The organism is Thalassorhabdus alkalitolerans, from assembly GCF_042656525.1.
GTDB classification, from domain to species: Bacteria; Bacillota; Bacilli; order Bacillales; family Marinococcaceae; genus Thalassorhabdus; species Thalassorhabdus alkalitolerans.
The window spans coordinates 977,842-998,002 of the sequence record NZ_JBHSOZ010000003.1; the positions used below are offsets into that span (position 1 = coordinate 977,842).

Here is a 20,161-nt window from a genome sequence, read left to right on the forward strand (position 1 = left end):
AGATACGTAATGTATCTATTGTACAAGGTGCAGGTCTAGTTTACCAAATGCCCCATATATTTTCAATAATATTCTGAAACCTTCGAGAAACGTTTGTTCTATTCTACACCTTCAATAAATTTCTCATAAGAAAGTACTGTTTTCATTGCTTCCTGATGACTCTCTTGTGCAGAGGAGCCATTTTCAGCTTTTTCAAAAGCTATCTTTAAGTTTTCAAAGAAAGCCTGTCCTTCTTCGGGAATTTCTCCTTTCACTTTCTCGTATAACTGCTCTGCTTCGGCTGCATCTTGCGACAGCTCCACACTTGCGGAACTGCTTATAGCGCTTCCTGATTGTTCAAGTAAGCTCTCCAGTGAAGAGCGGCTCTTTTCAAACCAAAGCTTACCGTCATCACTCCATGAATCCAGAACAGGAGCGGGTATGTTTCTGGTTTTCAGGAATACTTCACTTCCCTGCTCATTATAATAAGACTGCATTACAGAAGCATTTTCCCGGGAAGGCATCATCCCTACCAGCAAATAATATAAATCACCGTCGTCGGTTAATAATGTTGGGAACCCTTTCTGTTCTAACCCTGCTTTCATCTCTTCTCCTTTTTCAAGGGTCGAAAAAGCTCCAGCTTGTACTAAGTTAAGATTCAACTCATTGTTATAGGAAGCAGCAACTGCAGAAGACTGTTCAGCTGAGGCAGGAAGTGCGGAGGAAGATGTGCTTGCTTCGCCTCCCGGGCTGCCAGTTAATAAATGAAGGACAATAAAGCCAAACAATAATCCCATAACCATTGCTCCGCCAATAATCATAGATATCTTTAACGGCAAACCTTTGAAAGTATCCTGAAAACGTCGTTCATTTTTCTTTTTTTTACGATTAAAGGGGAGGCCTGGACTCAAATCTCTCTTGCCATCATCCCAAAAGGGGGCTGTCTTTTCTTTCCATTGCTTTTTCTTTTTTCCAAAGTCAATGACTTTCAGCTGCGGGGACGAATCGTCATCTTCCTTCTCCTTTCCAGCCTCTTTTTCCGTAAAAGAAAGTGGCTTGGACTCTCTTTCTTTCTCTTCATCCTTACCATACAACTTAAAGGAGAGACGGTTATTATTATCTTTACTCATGAACATAAACCCCTTCCCACGTAGCCTGTCTGTTCATTAGCCTGTCCTCTGTACTGATTTCACCTTATCATACGCCTTGCAAAAAAGAACAAGACATTTGTCGCCTTGTTCAGGACTTTTTAGTCTGTTCTTTCTGACATCTTCAACAATTTATTTACCTTACCTTAACCACATATTTATAAGTATAAGCCTGTATACCACTTTATGACCTTTTCACCACTGAAAAGACAAATCAAAGCTCCTAAGACGATAAAGGGGCCAAAAGGGAGAGGCTTCCCCTTTGCTACCCGGCCTGTTATCATTCCTAACCCACCTATCATACTGCCTATACATATGGATAAGAAAAAGACGAGAAGTACTTCTTTCCAGCCAAACATAAGGCCAAGAACAGCAAACAGCTTTATATCTCCACCTCCGATTCCCCCATTGCTTACCAGGGCGATAACATAAAGGAGAACAAAGCCTGTGAAAGCTCCTGCAAACGGACCCCACCATGGATCTAATGGAGCGACGCTCATTCTGAAAAATAGAAGAACGCCCCCAGCAGTAAGGAGTACCTTATCAGGAATAATCATGTATGCCAGGTCACTTACAGTGATAATCATGCACATGGAAAGAAAAACAAGCGAAAGTGCAAGCTCCCATGTAAAGCCAAATACAAGCCAGGAAGATAAAAACAAGAATCCGGTGGAAAGCTCTATAAGCGGGTAAAAGAGGGAAATGGAATTACGGCATGTGCGACACTTGCCTTTTAGAAAGAAGTAGGAAAAGAAAGGAATTAAGTCAACGAACGTTAATGGGGTGTGACAAGAAGGGCAATGAGAACGAGGGGAAACTACCGAAGTACCAATGGGAACTCGCAAACCAGCAACATTGAAAAACGAACCCATTGTAAGACCTGCCATAAAAAAATAGACTCCTAAGATCCAGGCCACCACAACACCTACCTTTCAATATAGTGGATTATTTTATCAAGTTTTTTCCAAGTTGTTCAATTTATTGTACCATAAAAACCTTTTTTAACGTGTATAACTTATTCTTGAGGAACTTTTATTAAAAAAGCCAGATGTTTTTTTAAAACATCCGGCTTCTTATTTACTGTTTTATTTCAGAAATGAAGTATAAGGACCCACAAATGACAATGACATCATTCATGGATGCAGATTTCTTTGCTTCCTCCATAGCCGTCTGCCAATTTGGCACTTCCCGCATCTCAAAAGGAGACTTCTTTTTTATTTCGGCTGGAGAAGCAGCCCTTGGAAAATCAAACGGTGCTGCAAAAGCAGACCCTATCCGAAGAGATGACAATGGCAAAAGGAGTTCATAGGCGTTCTTTTCTTTTGTCATAGCAAAGATAATATGCACAGTTTTATCAGGGTAACGTCTGTTCAGCGCTTTGGCCAAACTTTCCATTCCCTCTTTGTTATGAGCTCCATCAAGGATGATTGAAGGCTTTTCCTGAATAATTTCAAACCTTCCCGGCCAGTTCGCCTTTTTCAGACCGTTACTGATGTGATCGTCATCCACGGGAAGTGCATAAAACATTTTTAAATAGCCAATCGCCATCAGAGCAGCAGCAGCGTTTTTCACTTGATGCTCCCCTTCCATTTCAACACGGAGCTCAGGGTAATGTTTGAACATAGAAGAAAAAGAAAAGCTCGAGCCAGTTTCAGCCTCATTATTATTGTTTATAAAAAATTCTTTTCCTAATGTATACATTTTCGTGCGATTTTGCTCCACGGTCTCTTTAAATATGGCAAGAGCTTCCGGCTTCTCTTCGCACGTAACTAGAGGCACGCCGGATTTCACAATCCCTGCTTTTTCTTTTGCAATCTCCGGAATGGTCTCTCCTAAAATATGTTGGTGATCGTGACCTACATTTGTGATCACACTAACCATTGGGTGCATAGCAGTGGTAGAGTCGAATCTCCCTCCTAAGCCTACTTCCCAAATCACAACATCTGGGTAAGCCTTTTTTGCAAAGTAAAGAGCAGCAATCACTGTCAGGACTTCAAACTCTGTTGGTGCTCCAAGAGGTGTAGTAGCAAGCTGCTCTGTCAAAGGTTTCACAGCCGCTGCATATTCAAGGAAATCTTCTTTGGATATTGAATGTCCGTTAACTGAAATTCTTTCGCGGAAATGGGTTATATAAGGAGAGGTAAAAGTCCCGACTTCAAGGCCGGCTTCGTTCATCATGTACCTTAAAAAAGTAACCGTCGATCCTTTTCCATTTGTCCCGCCCACTTGAATAGACTTAATACTCCGCTCAGGATTTCCAAGGGCATCCAGCATATAGTTTACTCTTTCTAATCCTGGCTTGATTCCTAAAGGCACAAGGCTATGTAACCATTCTTTCGCTTCCTCATATGTATTCATTGTTGTTTCTCCTTTCTTAAATGAACAAAGAGCCACCGCGGAATATATGCGGTGGCATCCCTGTCATACAAACTCCTACGCTTTCAGCTCCTCAATTCTTGCAATCACCTTTTCTCGTTTTTCCAAATAATCCTGTTCTTTTGCTTTTTCTTCATCAACGACTTTCTGAGGAGCTTTTTTGACAAATCCTTCATTCGAAAGCTTCTTTTGCACCCGCTCTACTTCTTTATTAAGTTTTTCTTTTTCTTTTTCCAAACGGGCAATTTCCTCTTCCAAATCGATAAGCCCTGCCAGCGGAAGAAATAACTCTGCTCCAGTCAACACCTGAGAAAGAGATTTGTCAGGTGGAGTAAGGTTTGTTCCTATCGTCAGCGTTTCAGGGTTACAGAATTTTTCAAGATAGGCTTTGCCTCTTTCCAGCTGATTTAGTCTCTCTTCATTAGCTGCCTGGATTTGAATTTCAATTTCTTTGCTTGGAGGAACGTTCATTTCTGCTCTCGTGTTACGTACGGAACGGATGATCTCTTTTAACAGCTCCATATCCTTTACTGCGCTTGTATCCTTTAGATTTTGCTCAGATGTCGGCCAGGAAGCCACAGTAATCGACTTTCCTTGGTGGGGAAGATGCTGCCAAATTTCCTCTGTAATAAACGGCATAAACGGATGGAGAAGACGCATGGTCTGATCAAGGACGTAAGCCAGCACAGATCGTGTGGTTTTCTTCGCTTCTTCATCTTCCCCATAAAGCGGGAGCTTCGCCATTTCAATGTACCAGTCGCACAGATCGTCCCAAATAAAGTTGTAAAGAAGACGTCCTACTTCGCCAAATTCATAGGTATCCATCAAGCGCGTTACATCATCGATGGTTTCCTGCAGACGAGTGAGAATCCAGCGGTCAGCGATTGCTTTTTCTCCGCTTATATCAATGTTTTCATAGCTTAACCCTTCCATGTTCATGAGAGCAAAGCGAGAGGCATTCCATATCTTGTTCCCAAAGTTCCAAGTAGACTCTACTTTCTCCCAGTGAAAACGAAGGTCATTTCCTGGACTGGTGCTTGTCGCCAGGAAGAAACGCAGGGCATCTGCTCCGTATTTATCAATGACATCCATCGGGTCTACCCCGTTACCAAGAGATTTGCTCATTTTCCTGCCTTCCGCATCACGCACCAGGCCATGGATCAGTACGTCCTTAAACGGACGCTTGCCAGTAAACTCAAGGCCTTGAAAGATCATCCGTGAAACCCAGAAGAAGATAATATCATAACCAGTAACAAGGACGTCTGTAGGATAGTAGCGTTTGTAATCTTCTGCTTCTTCATCCGGCCATCCCATAGTGGAAAAAGGCCATAGTGCAGAACTGAACCATGTATCAAGCACGTCTTCATCCTGCTCCCAATTCTCACTGTCAGCAGGTGGCTCTGTACTTACATGTAACTCACCTGTTTCCTTGTGATACCAGGCAGGAATTCTGTGTCCCCACCACAGCTGACGGGAGATACACCAGTCACGGATATTTTCCATCCATCTTAGATAGGTTTTTTCAAAACGGTCAGGTACAAAGTGAACTTTTTCTTCCTCTTTCTTCTGCAGGTCAAGTGCTGCGTCTGCCAAAGGCTCCATTTTTACAAACCACTGGGTAGATAAATATGGCTCGACTACCGCCCCGCTTCTTTCTGAATGTCCGACGGAGTGTACATGATCTTCAATTTCAAACAGAATCCCTTCATCCTGAAGATCTTTTACAATTTGCTTTCGACATTCAAATCGATCCATTCCCTGGTATTTCCCTGCATTATCATTCATTTTTCCGCCTTCATCCATCACAAGCACTCGCTCAAGGTTATGGCGGTTTCCAATTTCAAAATCATTAGGATCATGGGCAGGAGTGATCTTCACAGCTCCGGATCCAAATTCCATATCTACATAATCATCAGCCACAATTTCTATTTCTCTCCCTACAATAGGGAGAGTCACTTTCTTTCCGATCAGCTCTTTATATCGTTCATCCTCTGGATGAACAGCCACCGCAGTATCTCCAAGCATCGTTTCAGGTCGAGTTGTCGCGACTTCAATGTGGCGGCCGGAACCATCAGCCAAAGGATACTTCATATGATAAAAGTGACCCTGCAGGTCCTTATACTCCACTTCAATATCTGATAAAGCCGTCTGGGTCGATGGGTCCCAGTTAATAATATATTCTCCCCGGTAAATTAATCCTTTGTTATAGAGTCGGACAAATACTTCTTTTACTGCCTGGGAAAGTCCTTCGTCCAAGGTAAAACGTTCACGTGAGTAGTCCAGCGACAAACCAACTTTAGACCACTGTTGACGGATAAAGTCTGCATATTCTTTTTTCCATTCCCAAGAAGTTTCAAGGAACTTTTCTCTTCCAAGATCATAACGGCTTTTACCTTCTTCTTTGAGCTTGCCTTCCACCTTTGCCTGTGTTGCAATCCCGGCGTGATCCATGCCTGGAAGCCAAAGCATATCGTAGCCCTGCATCCTTTTTGACCGGGCAATAATATCCTGCAGCGTTGCATCCCAGGCGTGTCCTAAATGTAAACGGCCCGTAACGTTTGGGGGAGGGATAACTATCGTGTAAGGTTCTTTCTTTTCATCTCTTTCTGCTTCAAAGAACTTCCCTTCAAGCCAGTACGGATACCATTTTGCTTCAGTTTCCTGAGGATTATATTTTGTAGGCATTGAAACTTCTTTATTCGACATATTCATTCTCACTCCTTAATTAACATCAGTTGAGACGTTTGTCATCCATCTTCCTGATTGCTGTTATGACATCAATTTGAGTACCATCACTATAAAATATCATAAAAAAAGACTCTCCTCATCAAAGGACGAAGAGAGCCATTCGCGGTGCCACCTTTGTTCACAGCAACATATGTATAAAGCAATGCTGTACACTCTGGACAGATAACGGATGTTCCCGGCTTCTCCTACTGTTCTGTTCAAAGAAGCTGCTCAAGGATGACTTTCCATTCTTCCTGCCTAAGGAACTTTACAGCCTGGAGTTCCTCTCTCTGAAGGTGGATAGGAATGTACTTCTTCCTCTCATAGCATGATTATAAATGTATGTATAACACTACAGTATTATATTATATTTTACTCTTAAACTGTTTTTTTCGTCAATGATTCGTGTGTTTTTGTTACTTGTTTCTATCAGCTCACTTCTCCGCAACAATTCAAACGTACGTGCATAAACTATACAATAATACTTTGAAGGAGTCTTGATTTTATGGGACATTATCCAGGTTATTACGGTCCCCCTCCATATAAGCCCCCGCACAAGAAAAAAAAGCGCCGGTTTCGCTGGCCTTTATGGATGAAGCGGCTGCGGCAGGCTTTTGCACAGCTCCTTTTGCCTTTGGTTTGCTTTCAGTTACTCAGAACGTTATTTCTCCCCACTACAGTAGACGTTTTCCTTTTGATATTTCTCCTTATTCTTTACTTGTATTTCCTTTTTACACCTTAATCATACACGGTTGGTCACATCCTATTAGAAAACAATCCCCTTCCGCTCAGGAAGGGGATTGTTTATAATGCTGCTCGTATAAATGAGAGGAAAAGCCATATAAGCGTTTATACAGCCGGACGTGAAGCTCCACCAATCTGACATACTCTTTTTCTAAGGCCCTTGACCTCTTTGTTTGATACTCTTTTATAGGAGAAACCAATGAATAGGGAGAAAGCAGGTGGCTTAAAAATAAGGAACGGTCCGCTTCAGCTAAAGGAAACTGTTTTTCATATATGGTCATCCAACGATAAGCATCTATGTTGTCCCATAACCCCTTTTCAAAGCTGTCCCTGAAAAAATATGCAAGATCCCATGCCGGACTGTCGTCTCTTGTTTTTTCAAAGTTAATTAAATACGTGTTTCCCTGGCTGTCTATGACTGCATGTTCTACTGACGGACATCCATGGCACCTCACAGTCCGAACTTGCTGTTTTTCTCTGCTGATCTCAAGCCAGGTGTTAAAGTGCTTTTGTGATTCCTGGTAAAGCTGATGGATAAAAGGAAAATGAGTCAGGATCGCAAGCTCAAAAGGAGAGAAGTAATGTTTGCGTTCTATTTCATCAGCATATCGCTCCAGTTCTAACAATTCCCTTTCCTTTTTTCGCTGCACTTGTTCCCCAAAGGAAGTGACGTACTCATCTGCACTTTCTTCCATTCTTTCGCTAAATCGATGCATCAGTCCCAGCGTTTCAAGTATACGTTCTTCTTTCCCGGCAGCGTGTCTCGTATCTTCAAGCACCCAGGGCATAAGGTAATACGTGGCCTTACTTCCTTGTACTGCAAATTCTCCGTAGCGGTTTGGATATAAAGGAACAACAGAGTATATTTGCTCTCTCTCAAAGTAACGCATGGTTTGTAAAAAACGATCCAGGGAATCAGCTGGAAACTGTGATTGTTTCAAAGCAAAGGTTCCCTGATAGCATTCAACCTTAAAGACGTTTCCAATCCTTTCCCACTTGTTTGGCTTTAACCCGTAACTCTGCAGGGTCTGCTTAATTTCAGGATTCATTTTTTCGGGAGGCTGTTACAGGAATATACAGAATTTCTCCTTCTTCTATATGTTCACTATCCAGCCTGTTTACTCTAAGGAGGTGAGAAGTTGTAAGATCATATCTTTTCGCAATGGTATCCAGCGATTCATTTTCCTGAATGATGCACATTTTCAATCGGGAAAATTCCTCTTCTCCCTTCGTGAGTACCTTTGTTAAATATAAAGAGTTTTCATCCTTAGAGGAAGAGGATACAGCCGGCACAGTCTCTTGTTCTTCAGCTTCCTCACTTTTTTCCTGTTCTTCTGATCTCGGCTCAAAAGAAACCACGGTTTGTTCTTCTTCCCTGTTCAAAGGAACGGTTTTTTCCTCTACAGGCTCAGTCATCTCCTCCTCTTTTATCTCTTGATGCCGCACCTGATCATCAGGATTTTCCTCTGTTTCTATTGTTTCTTCATTCTCTATTACTTCTTCTGTTTCCTCTGTTTGCTCAGCTTTTTCTTCTGGCTCTACTGCTTTCAGGCTTTGATTCTCTTCTAGGCTGCTAGTCCGTTCACCAGCCTCTTTATAGGCTGCCATCTCTTCTGGATCCTTTTTATAATAGACACTTACCTGACTTTCACTTTCTTCAGCTTCTGGAAGCTCCGTATTCCTCTCTTGGGTTTCTTCATTACCTTCCTTCATTGACGGGAAGATATTATCCCTTTCTTTTACTTCTATATCTTCCTGTTGTTCATACCTCGCCTGATCGGCTTCCTTTTTTGCTTCGGTGAAAAAGGAAGGAAATGACTCAGGCCAATTTTCAGTGTAGGGACGGCTTGATTTCTGTTTTCCGCTTTTATGCTCTTCTTTCATGCCAGAAATAGTTATGTCGGCTGTTAGCTGAATACACCCAGGATCAGGAAGGTCATAATCAAATCCTTCAACCTGTACGAAAATATCATCTAAGTTCTGTATACGATGTAAAGGAATGGTGACGTCAATGGGAAAGAAATGTTCAATCTCTGCTTCTCCATTTTTATTTACTGTCGCTTCTTCTACTACTTGTAAATTAGCCCGATGGTCTTCTTGTAAAGAATCTTCCTCTTTGTCTTGAATATAGTATTCTCCCTTTAAATGGAGGCCACCCTTAATCACTACCTCTTCTTCATGTTCCTCAATTCTAATGTCTGGTTCTAGTCCCAGAGAGATAATTTCCTGGATTTTTTGGCCTTTATTCAGCCAAACAGACTCCTCAATATTAAAGGAAAGGGTTGAGGCATGCTCATGAGTCACAATAACGTCCTCCTTTATTTCACATAATCAACACAGTCTTCTATTAAGTTCTAGCTGTCCGTTTCAGGGCTGGGTGTACAATTACACTCTATGACCTCAGAGAAGTTTTTATGAATAATCTCCTTGTTTCTTCCCTATTCCTCTCTCTTGTTTTATCAGGTCGGTAGTTATTTCCAGGTGAACACTCCTTTTCAAGAAGAAAGTAAAGTGCTTATTCTGGGACAAGTACTCAGATGCCTTAAAAAAACCCCCTGGCTTGGCCAGAGGGTTTTTTTCTTATTTGATTTTCTCAAAGGCTTTTTCTGCTGCGTTAATTGTCGCTTCGATATCTTCTTCTGTGTGCTTTGTAGATAAAAACATCCCTTCAAACTGAGATGGCGGAAGAGAGATCCCTTGCTGCATCATTTCTTTGAAATATTTTGCAAACAAGTCTAAATCTGAAGTGCGGGCACTCTCAAAGTCCACAACTTCTTCGTTTGTGAAGAAGAAGCCTACCATAGAACCTGCATGATTTGTAGTATGTGGGATTCCATGGCGCTCTGCGGCTTCAGATAATCCTTCTGCCAAACGCTTGCCCAGTTTATTAAATGTTTCATAATTCTCCTCAGTAAGCTGGTTCAGTGTTTCAAATCCCGCAGTCATAGCAAGGGGATTACCTGACAAGGTCCCTGCCTGATAAATGGGACCGCTTGGGGCAATTTGTTCCATGATTTCTCTTTTTCCTCCAAAGGCACCTACCGGAAGCCCTCCTCCAATAACTTTTCCTAAGCAGGTAAGGTCAGGTGTGACTCCAAACTCTCCTTGAGCACAGTGATAGCCGGTTCTAAATCCTGTCATCACTTCATCAAAGATAAGAAGGCTTCCCTTTTCTTCTGTCAGCTGCCTGACCTCTTCCAAAAATCCCGGCTTAGGAGGAACGACTCCCATATTCCCTGCTACCGGCTCTAGAATGACTCCAGCAATGTCGTCACCAAACTTCTCAAAGGCCAGCTTTAGGCTTTCAATATCATTGTATGGAACGGTCAACGTATTTTCTGCTACTCCTCTAGGGACACCTGGACTGTCCGGCAGCCCTAGAGTGGCAACGCCTGAACCTGCTTTGATCAATAGAGAATCCCCGTGACCGTGGTAACAGCCTTCCATTTTCACAATTTTATTTCTCCCTGTGTACCCTCTCGCCAAACGTAATGCACTCATTGTTGCTTCTGTGCCTGAGTTTACCATTCTAACCACTTCAATAGAAGGAACTCGCTCAATTACAAGCTCTGCAAGTTTAATCTCCATTTCATGACTTGCTCCAAAGCTCGTTCCTTTTTCTGTAACCGCCTTCAGCTGTTCTACTACATGTGAGTCAGCATGTCCAAGAATGAGAGGTCCCCATGATAACACATAGTCAATGTATTCATTACCATCCAAATCAAAAATTCGGGCTCCTTCTCCTCTTTCCATGTAAACTGGGTCATGTTTTACCCCTTTATATGCTCTAACAGGGCTGTTTACTCCACCTGGCATCAGAGGCTCGGCTTTGTTAAATGCTGCCTTGGATTTTTCAAAAGATTTCATGCAAGCACCTCATTTCATAATTTCCAATCTCTCGATTACATTAAGCATTCCTTTATAGGGTATCAAAATTTCCTTACCTTGTCTTATTAGAAAGAGAGAAGGCGGATTATTTCCACCTTCTCTTTTTATTTTTCTTCGTCTATCCATCTGGCAGCGTCTTTTGCAAAATAAGTTATGATTAAATCCGCACCAGCTCTTTTCATACTGGTCAACTTTTCAAGGACAATTTCCCTTTCATTAATCCAGCCATTCATTGCTGCTCCTTTAATCATAGAATATTCCCCAGATACATTATAAGCCACTACAGGGTATCCAGTTGAATCCTTTACTTCACGCATAATATCCAAATAAGAGAGTGCCGGTTTCACGATTAAAAAATCTGCTCCCTCTTCTACATCAGAATTCGCTTCTCTCAGAGCCTCAAGCCTGTTAGGAGGGTCCATCTGGTAGGAATTACGATCGCCAAACTGGGGAGAACTATGAGCTGCATCCCTGAAAGGACCGTAAAATGCTGAGGAAAACTTAACAGCGTAGGACATGATTGGAACATCAATGTATCCGGCTTCATCAAGACCTTTTCTAATAGCAGCAACAAAGCCATCCATCATATTTGAAGGGGCAATAATATCCGCGCCGGCTTTTGCCTGTGAGACTGCCGTCTTCGTCAGAAGGGCAAGTGAAGGATCATTCAATACCTCTCCGTTTTCAATGACACCACAGTGACCATGATCGGTAAATTGACATAAGCATGTATCAGCAATCACTGTAAGTGAGGGATTGTTGTCCTTAATTTGACGCACTGCCCGCTGTACGATGCCGTTTTCTGCATAAGCCTCGGAACCGCAGTCATCCTTTTCTCCTGGAACGCCAAATACGATAACAGCTGGAATATCAAGGTCCTCCACTTGATTCATTTCCACATTTAACAGATCAAGAGAAAGCTGGTACACTCCAGGCATTGAAGGAACCTCATTCTTTACCTTTTCCCCTTCTACAACGAAGATTGGATAAATTAAATCTTCCTTGCGTAAAAAAGTTTCTCGAACCATGGCCCGTAGTCCAGCTGTTTTTCTTAATCTTCTGTGTCTATGAAAATTTGTTTCCATTATTTTACCCCCTTGATTTTTCTCATTGCCTCCATCATGCCATCAACCGTATAATGCTGAGCTGAATAGATGGATGAAAAACCCTTTCTTTCTGCTTCAGCTTTTGTCACCGGGCCAATACAAACAACTGGAACCTCTTTCACCCACCGCTTCCAGTCATCATCCTCTAAAAGATTTGTGAACGCCTGCACCGCGCTTGGACTGGCAAATGTTAAAATGTCAATCTCTCCACCCTGTATTAGTTCTTTTAAAGCTGGAGCTGAAGCTCTTTCTGCAACATTTCTATAAAGAGGAACTTCTTGAACAAAGACTCCCTGTTTCTTAAGTGTATCAGCAACCACTGTTCTAGCTTTATTGCTTTTTGGAATCAGTACCCGGTCATCCTCGTCAAGAAAAGATGACAACTCTTCAGCCAATACCTCTCCAATAAATTTTGAGGGTACAAAAGAGGCTTCACTTCCATGCTTGCGAAGTGCCTGCTTTGTTTTTTCCCCTACGACTGCAAAACGGCACTGTGCCGGAAGTACAGCTTCTGCTTCTGAAACTGCTTCAAAAAAGAAATGAACAGCGTTTGCACTCGTAAGAATAATCCAGCTGTACTTGGTCAGATCATGAAACTCTTGAATCAATTCCTGCCACCGTTCTGCTCTTTCCAGCCGAATCAAAGGAAGGACTTCGGCTTTTCCACCTTGCTCCTCAATTCTTCTGACAAACACTGCCGCTTGGCTCTGCTGCCTGGTAACCAGTACTTTTTTACCGGCCAGGAAGCCTGGCTTCATGACTGATCCAGCTCCGCTTTAACACGGTCCAGAATGTCAGTTGCCCCTCTTTTCTTTAATTTTTCTGCTACGGCTTTTCCTAGCTTTTCAGGATCGGTTCCCGTCTCTGTTTCTTGTAAAATAACTGAACCATCAGGCTCGCCAACTAGGGCTGATAACAAAATCTCCCCGTTTTCATGTAAGGTAGCATACCCCGCAATCGGCACTTGACAGCCGCCCTCAACGCTTTGAAGGAAGGCTCGTTCAGCCAGTACTCGTTTAGCCACACCTTCCTCATGAATATGTTGAAGAAGGTCAATAACCTCCTGATCATCTTTGCGGCATTCAATGCCTAAGGCACCTTGGCCAACAGCCGGAAGACAAACGTCTGGCTCTAAAAATTCGGTAATCATTTCATTTTCCCAGCCCATTCTCTCAAGACCGGCTGCCGCTAGAATAATAGCATCGAAGTTCTCTTCCCTCAGCTTTCGAAGACGTGTTTCAATGTTTCCACGGATCCATTGCACCTTTAAATCCGGGCGCCTTGCCAAAATTTGAGCTGATCTCCGCAGGCTGCTTGTTCCGACAATAGATCCAGGCTCTAAGTCATCAAAACGAACGTGGTCGTTTGATATAAGTACATCGCGAGGGTCTACGCGGTTTGTAATTGCTCCAATAGTAAATTCTTCTTGTAATTCCCCAGGCATATCTTTTAGACTGTGAACGGCCAGATCTATTTCCTTGTCTCTCATGGCCTGTTCAATTTCTTTTACAAACAGACCCTTCCCTCCAACTTTAGATAAGGTTACATCTAAAATCTTATCTCCTTTGGTAACAATCTTTTTTATTTCAAATTCATAAGGAAGATTATATTTTTTTAATTCATTAATAACCCATTCAGTTTGTTTTAAGGCAAGATTACTTTTTCTAGAACCAATAACGATTTTTCGCATACTACGCCTCCGCTTTCCTAAGTTTCGATTTCTATTCTACACGAATAGACAAGATACAATCAAAAAGTATAAGAATATTTTTTTAAACAGGCATACAGAAAAACACCTTTTATGCCTGCAGTATGACCTGGCCTGCTTTCCCTTTTTCTAGAGGATGGACATAGAAAGGTGCTTTTATAACTGGAAAAATGATGAGTGCTGTACTATTCATCCCATAGGTGAAACTCTGTTAACTGCCCAAACAAGAAATAATTGATTAACACAACCAGAAAACCTGCCACATTAAGATAAGCCATTGAATAGCCTCTCTGGTGCTTTACCACCCATAAGTATAAATAGATCCCATACAGGATTAAGATAGCGATAGAACCTAATACCTTGGCATCTAGAATAGGCAATGTGTTTAGTTGCGTGGATGCCCAAACGAAACCAAGAATTAACCCAATAAGGAGAAAGGGAAAACCAAAAGTCGTCATCACAAATGTGAGTCTTTCCATTTTCGGCAGGTTTTCCATTCTCAATAACCTTTTTCCCCACTGTTTTTGCTTAAGAAGCTGATGCTGAAACATATACAAAACCGAGAATACAAAAGCCAGCGTAAAAGCGGCATAGGAAAGAAGGATAAAGGACACATGAATAACCAAAAGCTCAGATATTAACAAGTCTGTTAACTGGTCTGGCACGTCCCCGCTTGGGGCAAACAAACTAAAGGACATAATAATAAAACCAACTACATTTGTAAAAAACACTAGAAAATCCACCCGAAAAGACCAGTTAATAATGAGTGACAGGGTGACAAGAAGCCACGCATAAAAAAACAGCCCCTCAAAAGGGGTAATAACAGGCAGACGATCATATTGGACAGCTCTAATAATAAAAAACAGTGTTTGCAATATCCATACGATAGAAAGCAACCAGAAGGCGATTTTATTCACCTTCCGGTTGCTCTGTAGAAAATCAAGAAAATACCCGAGAACACTTAAACTATATAATACGATGGTTACAACATAAATCACATTTGCTGTAGCAACCACTAGCAGAAAACCCCTCTCCTAAGAGCGGACGATTACATCTTTCGCGTAAGTATATGGAAGCAGTTTCTTTTTCTTTGTCCATTTCTTTTCTGCCTCTTCAACTTTGGCTTGACCCTTCTCGGCTTCTCGTGCCGTTTCCACTTCATTTTCAAGAGCAAAAATCTCTGTAAAAAGGGCCAAAGATTCTTCAGCGTCCGGTTCGCCAGCCAGCTCTTTTACTCTGGTAATAGGATCACGAAGCATTTGATTGATAATACTCTTTGTATGTTTGCGAAGGACCTTCTTATCCCGCTCAGACAATTCAGGCAGCTTTCGTTCAATGCTTTCCATTGTTTCAGCCTGAATGCTTAGAGCTTTTGTACGAAGCGCTGAAATGATAGGAACAACTCCAAGGGTTTGAACCCATTCTTTGAAAATTCCTATTTCATCCTCAATCATTTCTTCAATCTTAGCGGCTTCCTTCTTTCGTTCAGCAAGATTGGCCTGAACAATGTCCTGCAAGTCATCAATATCATAAAGAAAGACACTGTCAATCTGAGATAAGGCCGGATCAAGGTCCCGGGGGACAGCTATGTCTACCATAAACAGCGGACGCCCTTTTCTCTGCTTCTGGATGCTTTGAAGAAGGGGCTTAGTAATTACATATTCTTCTGCACCAGTAGAGGAAATTAAGATGTCTGCTGTCGCCAGACAGGATTTCAGATTATCCATGCTTTCAGCTTGTCCTAAAAACTTTTCAGCTAATTCTGCAGCCTTTGCATACGTGCGGTTCACTACGGTAACCTGTTCAGCACCATTTGCATGCAAATGCTTTGCTGTCAGCTCACTCATTTTCCCTGCACCTAATATCAAAACCTGCTTTCCTTGAAAATCACCAAAAATTTTCTTTCCAAGCTCAACAGCTGCATAACTAACAGAAACCGGATTGTCGTTAATCTCTGTTTCGCGGTGCGCCCTTTTTGCAAACGTAACTGCTTGTTTAAACAGTTCATTAAAGACCGTGCCTGTCGCCTGCTGTTCCTGAGCCATTGAAAAGCTGTCTTTCACTTGTCCGAGAATCTGGGTTTCTCCAAGAATCATTGAGTCCAATCCTGTAACTACACGGAACAAATGTTGAATAGCCGCATCGTTTTCCCGAATGTTTACATAAGGACCGAACTCTTCCACAGGAAGATCAAACCACTGAGACATAAATTTCTTAGTAAAATGACGTCCAGTATGCAGCTGATCTACTACTGTATAAATTTCAGTTCGGTTACATGTAGAAACAATCGTACACTCCAGCACACTCTTCATGTCTCGTAATGCTTGAAGAGCCTCCGGCAGCTCATTTTCCTGAAAAGAAAATTGTTCACGTATCTCTACAGGGGTTGTTTTGTAATCTAATCCAGCAACGAGGATATGCATTGGTTGTTCCACCCCCACAAAATATAGCACGATGTGAAATACCTTTGATCCACATCATTATAACTTACCCTTTATATAGGTTCTGCCTGAACAGAACTCCACATTCAATTTACCAACAAATTAAGCAGCTCTTTTACTCTTCGACAATTATAACATGTCCTAGTCAGAACACAAAAAAATAAATTGTGAACAGAAGCTGAATGCTTATGTTACTATGAGAAACAGGAAGATGAACTGTGCGGCTCTGCTTTTTCATCCTTATTTTCATAGGTACTGCAGGCACGTTTTTATTCATTCATACATACAAAGAGCTATATTTTTCATCTACTACTACTACACTCTTCTTACTCTCTTCAATATTACAATACGACAGGAGGAGACATTTATGAGCAAAAAAGGAACCTTTCCTGGAGTCCTTTTAATAGGAACTGCACTATTGTTTATTCTGGATGAGTTTCAATTGCCTTTTTCAAATCAGCTTATGCAATGGCCTACCGTTTTATTGATTATTGGGCTGGCTTTTTTATGTCAAGGCCTGGTTTCAAATGACAACAATATATTTCCAGGAAGTGTTCTCATTCTTCTTGCTCTTCATTTTCATGCTTTATCATTTATTGATGCGTGGCCGGACTATTGGGGAATGTACCCTCTATTAATTGGTGTGGCCTTTGTTTTTACATATATGAAAACAAGAAAAGAAGGGCTGGCAGCTGGTACAGTCTTTATTCTACTTGGTGCTGGCGCTTTTTTCGCTGACGAGCTTTTTCGTTTGGCAGGTACTGAGCTCGCAGGAGCCTTTCAAACATTTTGGCCGTTTCTCCTTCTGATACTTGGCATGTACTTTATATTTTTCCATAATAAAAAAGCAAAAAGCAGATAAAATTCCCGTTAAAAGCGGAGTTACTGTTAAAGATATAGCGTCTTGCTGCCTTTTCTTTCTTCCGAGAACAGAGTGGGGAGGGGTCCTGCTTTTACGAATGCAGAGTAGGTATTCCAAACCCTTTCTCTATGCAAAAGACAAGAAGCCATCTGGCTTCTTGTCTTTTTACTTTTCGATTAACCTGTAAAGCTCTTTCCATACTTCTTCTTTTCCCTGTGCAGTTTCTGCAGAAAACAAAATCACTTTATCCTCTGGTTCAACTTCCAATGTTTCTTTTACTTGCTTAACATGTTTTTGGATTTTTGATTTTGGCACTTTGTCAGCCTTTGTAGCCACAACAAGCACCGGTATTTCAAAATGCTTTAAATAGTCATACATTTGCTGATCATCGCCTGTAGGTTTATGACGAATGTCCACAAGGAGTACTACTCCTCTAAGTTCTTCCCTGGTCTGCATATACAGTTCAATCATCTTACCCCAGGCAGCCCGTTCACCCTTCCCTACTTTGGCAAAGCCATAACCAGGAACGTCAACGAACAGTAATCTGTCATTTATATTAAAGAAATTAAGAGTTCTTGTTTTCCCTGGGGTAGAAGATGTCCTGGCAAGATTTTTTCTATTTAGTACTTTATTAATAAAAGATGACTTACCCACATTTGATCGGCCTGCTAAAGCAATTTCCGGCAGCCCTGTATTTGGGTATTGTTCAGGCTTGACGGCACTAGTTATAATTTCAGCTTTTGTTACTTTTACTCTCATTTCCCTCTCCCACTAACGCATACTTTAATACCTCGTCTAGATGTGAAACCGATATAAATTCCAAACCGTCTCGTACACTCTTTGGAATGTCTTCCAAATCTTTTTCATTATCCTTTGGTAAAAGAATTGTCTTCAGGCCTGCCCGATGTGCACTCATCGCCTTTTCTTTTAACCCCCCGATAGGAAGCACTCTGCCGCGTAATGTAATTTCCCCGGTCATGCCCACTTCTTTTCTTACCTTTTTGCCGGTTAGGGCAGAAATTAAAGCGGTAGCCATTGTAATCCCTGCAGACGGACCATCTTTAGGAGTTGCTCCTTCCGGAACATGGATGTGAATATCAAGATTTTCATGGAAACCTGGGTCAATCTGAAGTTCATCGGATTTGGAGCGAATGTAGCTGAAAGCAGCCTGGGCAGATTCCTTCATCACATCCCCAAGTTTCCCTGTTAACGTCAATTCACCTTTTCCTTTGGCAAGGGACACTTCAATCGATAACGTATTTCCTCCTGCAGAGGTATACGCCAGCCCTGTGGCAGCACCCACCTGGTCTTCCTCTTCCGCTTTTCCATATCGGTATTGGGGCTTCCCAAGCATCTCTTCTACTGTATTCTCAGTGACAACCACTTTCTTCTTTTCTCCCGACACGATGATCTTAGCTGCTTTCCTGCATACTGTAGCAAGCTGTCTTTCCAGGCTTCGGACACCAGCCTCACGAGTATAATAACGAATAACCTTTAATAACGCTTCATCCTTAACCTGAATCGTGCCCTTGGTCAAACCATGTTCCTTTACTTGTTTAGGCAGAAGGTATTCTTTTGCAATCATTTGCTTTTCAACCTCTGTATACCCCGCAATCGTGATGATTTCCATCCGGTCAAGCAGAGGTTCAGGGATTGTTCCCACATTGTTTGCGGTGGTAATAAACATCACTTTAGATAAGTCAAAAGGCTCTTCAATAAAGTGATCAGCAAAAGAATTATTTTGCTCCGGGTCTAACACTTCAAGCATGGCAGAAGCAGGGTCTCCCCGAAAATCATTGGCCATTTTATCAATCTCATCGAGTAAAAAAACAGGGTTAACCGTTCCGGCTTTTTTCATTCCTTGTATAATACGCCCAGGCATAGCCCCCACGTACGTGCGACGATGACCGCGAATTTCTGCCTCATCCCTTACCCCGCCAAGTGAAATCCGGACAAATTCTCTTTCTAAAGAACGTGCAATAGACCTGGCAAGAGAGGTCTTACCAACCCCTGGAGGACCTGCAAGACAAAGAATCGGACCTTTCAGTTCTTTTGTCAGTTGCTGGACCGCCAGATACTCAAGGACTCTTTCTTTTACTTTATCAAGTCCATAGTGGTCAGTATCAAGAATGTTTTGGGCGTGATTAACATCAAGTCTGTCAGTTGTTTCACTTTTCCATGGAAGATTAAGTAGCCAGTCGATGTAGTTACGAATGACAGAGCTTTCTGCTGACGTTCCAGGCATCTTCTCATATCTGTCTAACTCTCTCAGTGCCTTTTCCTCTACATTTTCAGGCATGTCGGCAGCCTCGATCTTTTCCCTTAACTCTTCTACTTCCCCGCCTTTTCCTTCTTTATCACCCAATTCTTTTTGGATGGCTTTCATTTGTTCTCTTAAATAGTATTCCTTTTGAGTCTTTTCCATGGACTTTTTAACTCTTTGCCCGATTTTCTTTTCAAGTCCCAGCACTTCTTTTTCACTGTTTAAAATATCAATGATTTTCATCAGACGATCAGATACAGGCACAGTCTCAAGGAGCTCTTGCTTTTCCGAGACCTTTAAAGGCAGATGGGAGGCCACTATATCCGCCATCCGTCCCGGCTCACCGATATCCTGTACGGAAGCCAATGTTTCACTGGAGACTTTCTTTGACATCTTTACGTATTGCTCAAATTGTTGAAGAACCGTCCGCATTAAAGCTTTCTCTTCTGTATCCTCCTCTTCTGTTACATTGAGGACTTTCATTTCAACTTCAAAGTATTCTTCATTATCAAGGAATCTCTCGATTTGCGCTCTCTGCAAACCTTCCACCAGCACTCTGATTGTTCCATTAGGAAGCTTTAGCATTTGTTTGACTTTCGCAAGAGTCCCTACATGGTATATATCTTTTATATCCGGTTCATCGATGGAAAGATCGGTTTGTGTCGTTAATAAGATTTCGTTGTCGTCCACCATTGCCTGCTCCAACGCTTGAACGGACTTATCTCGTCCTACATCTAAATGCATGACCATGGTCGGAAAAACAAGCAGGCCGCGAAGCGGAAGCAGTGGTATGATTCTTTTATTTTGTTCACTCAATTTCTGCACCCCCAAATATCCTAACAATTTGTAAGCAGAAAATACCCTCTTTATTTAGTCTGGGGTTAAAAAAAGAATAGGTTCTGCTATAAGAGATAAAAGC

15 protein-coding genes and 1 other annotated feature are annotated in these 20,161 nt (G+C 41.9%); of the genes, 1 reads left to right on the top strand and 14 read right to left on the bottom strand.

The window, feature by feature from the left end; translation table 11 throughout:
- Positions 1-98: 98 nt before the first annotated feature.
- The 12 genes from ACFPU1_RS07630 to hemA form a co-directional block, all read right to left on the bottom strand.
- Complete coding sequence (locus ACFPU1_RS07630) at positions 99-1,109, bottom strand: SPOR domain-containing protein (RefSeq protein WP_385939872.1); 1,011 nt, start codon at positions 1,107-1,109, stop codon at positions 99-101.
- A 176-nt stretch (positions 1,110-1,285) separates the two neighbouring features.
- On the bottom strand, positions 1,286-2,014 hold the full coding sequence (locus ACFPU1_RS07635; protein ID WP_385939874.1) for a prepilin peptidase: 729 nt from the start codon (positions 2,012-2,014) through the stop codon (positions 1,286-1,288).
- 190 nt (positions 2,015-2,204) lie between these two features.
- Positions 2,205-3,485, bottom strand: coding sequence for a bifunctional folylpolyglutamate synthase/dihydrofolate synthase (locus ACFPU1_RS07640; RefSeq protein ID WP_385939876.1), 1,281 nt, complete (start codon positions 3,483-3,485; stop codon positions 2,205-2,207).
- A gap of 75 nt (positions 3,486-3,560) precedes the next feature.
- Positions 3,561-6,209: a valine--tRNA ligase gene (locus ACFPU1_RS07645; RefSeq protein WP_385940496.1), complete on the bottom strand. Its 2,649-nt coding sequence runs from the start codon at positions 6,207-6,209 to the stop codon at positions 3,561-3,563.
- Between the two features lie 121 nt (positions 6,210-6,330).
- Positions 6,331-6,564 (bottom strand) — a binding site (T-box leader).
- A gap of 454 nt (positions 6,565-7,018) precedes the next feature.
- Positions 7,019-7,915, bottom strand: coding sequence for a hypothetical protein (locus ACFPU1_RS07650; protein ID WP_385939878.1), 897 nt, complete (start codon positions 7,913-7,915; stop codon positions 7,019-7,021).
- A gap of 97 nt (positions 7,916-8,012) precedes the next feature.
- A complete protein-coding gene (locus ACFPU1_RS07655) occupies positions 8,013-9,278 on the bottom strand; it encodes a LysM peptidoglycan-binding domain-containing protein (RefSeq protein ID WP_385939880.1) in 1,266 nt (421 codons plus the stop codon).
- Between the two features lie 276 nt (positions 9,279-9,554).
- A complete protein-coding gene (hemL, locus tag ACFPU1_RS07660) occupies positions 9,555-10,841 on the bottom strand; it encodes a glutamate-1-semialdehyde 2,1-aminomutase (protein WP_385939882.1) in 1,287 nt (428 codons plus the stop codon).
- A gap of 125 nt (positions 10,842-10,966) precedes the next feature.
- On the bottom strand, positions 10,967-11,947 hold the full coding sequence (gene hemB, locus ACFPU1_RS07665) for a porphobilinogen synthase (RefSeq protein ID WP_385939884.1): 981 nt from the start codon (positions 11,945-11,947) through the stop codon (positions 10,967-10,969).
- On the bottom strand, positions 11,947-12,726 hold the full coding sequence (locus tag ACFPU1_RS07670) for a uroporphyrinogen-III synthase (protein WP_385939886.1): 780 nt from the start codon (positions 12,724-12,726) through the stop codon (positions 11,947-11,949). Before ACFPU1_RS07670 ends, hemB begins: the two co-directional genes overlap by 1 nt.
- Positions 12,723-13,658 (bottom strand): hydroxymethylbilane synthase, encoded by a 936-nt coding sequence (gene hemC, locus ACFPU1_RS07675; RefSeq protein ID WP_054635070.1) that lies wholly within the window; start codon positions 13,656-13,658, stop codon positions 12,723-12,725. Before hemC ends, ACFPU1_RS07670 begins: the two co-directional genes overlap by 4 nt.
- Before the next feature lie 203 nt (positions 13,659-13,861).
- On the bottom strand, positions 13,862-14,692 hold the full coding sequence (locus ACFPU1_RS07680) for a cytochrome C assembly family protein (protein WP_385939888.1): 831 nt from the start codon (positions 14,690-14,692) through the stop codon (positions 13,862-13,864).
- Positions 14,693-14,710: 18 nt separating this feature from the next.
- Positions 14,711-16,099, bottom strand: a complete 1,389-nt coding sequence (gene hemA, locus ACFPU1_RS07685; protein WP_054635072.1) for a glutamyl-tRNA reductase — start codon at positions 16,097-16,099, stop codon at positions 14,711-14,713.
- Between the two features lie 385 nt (positions 16,100-16,484).
- On the opposite strand from hemA, the gene ACFPU1_RS07690 reads away from it, so the two are divergent.
- Entirely contained in the window at positions 16,485-16,979 is a 495-nt protein-coding gene (locus ACFPU1_RS07690; protein ID WP_385939890.1) for a LiaI-LiaF-like domain-containing protein, read from the top strand.
- A 165-nt stretch (positions 16,980-17,144) separates the two neighbouring features.
- Here the strand turns inward: ACFPU1_RS07690 and yihA are convergent, their stop codons facing one another.
- Positions 17,145-17,738, bottom strand: coding sequence for a ribosome biogenesis GTP-binding protein YihA/YsxC (gene yihA, locus ACFPU1_RS07695; RefSeq protein ID WP_385939892.1), 594 nt, complete (start codon positions 17,736-17,738; stop codon positions 17,145-17,147).
- Positions 17,713-20,058 carry an endopeptidase La gene (lon, locus tag ACFPU1_RS07700; RefSeq protein WP_385939894.1) on the bottom strand — a complete coding sequence of 782 codons (2,346 nt, stop codon included), beginning with the start codon at positions 20,056-20,058 and terminating at the stop codon, positions 17,713-17,715. The genes yihA and lon overlap by 26 nt, the downstream gene beginning before the upstream one ends.
- Positions 20,059-20,161: the final 103 nt, after the last annotated feature.

Coding starts and splice junctions, on each gene's coding strand:
- ACFPU1_RS07630 (WP_385939872.1), bottom strand. CDS start 1,109: ATGAGTAAAGATAATAATAACCGTCTCTCCTTTAAGTTGTATGGTAAG.
- ACFPU1_RS07635 (WP_385939874.1), bottom strand. CDS start 2,014: ATGGCAGGTCTTACAATGGGTTCGTTTTTCAATGTTGCTGGTTTGCGA.
- ACFPU1_RS07640 (WP_385939876.1), bottom strand. CDS start 3,485: ATGAATACATATGAGGAAGCGAAAGAATGGTTACATAGCCTTGTGCCT.
- ACFPU1_RS07645 (WP_385940496.1), bottom strand. CDS start 6,209: ATGTCGAATAAAGAAGTTTCAATGCCTACAAAATATAATCCTCAGGAA.
- hemL (WP_385939882.1), bottom strand. CDS start 10,841: ATGAAATCTTTTGAAAAATCCAAGGCAGCATTTAACAAAGCCGAGCCT.
- hemB (WP_385939884.1), bottom strand. CDS start 11,947: ATGGAAACAAATTTTCATAGACACAGAAGATTAAGAAAAACAGCTGGA.
- ACFPU1_RS07670 (WP_385939886.1), bottom strand. CDS start 12,726: ATGAAGCCAGGCTTCCTGGCCGGTAAAAAAGTACTGGTTACCAGGCAG.
- hemC (WP_054635070.1), bottom strand. CDS start 13,658: ATGCGAAAAATCGTTATTGGTTCTAGAAAAAGTAATCTTGCCTTAAAA.
- hemA (WP_054635072.1), bottom strand. CDS start 16,099: ATGCATATCCTCGTTGCTGGATTAGATTACAAAACAACCCCTGTAGAG.
- ACFPU1_RS07690 (WP_385939890.1), top strand. CDS start 16,485: ATGAGCAAAAAAGGAACCTTTCCTGGAGTCCTTTTAATAGGAACTGCA.
- yihA (WP_385939892.1), bottom strand. CDS start 17,738: ATGAGAGTAAAAGTAACAAAAGCTGAAATTATAACTAGTGCCGTCAAG.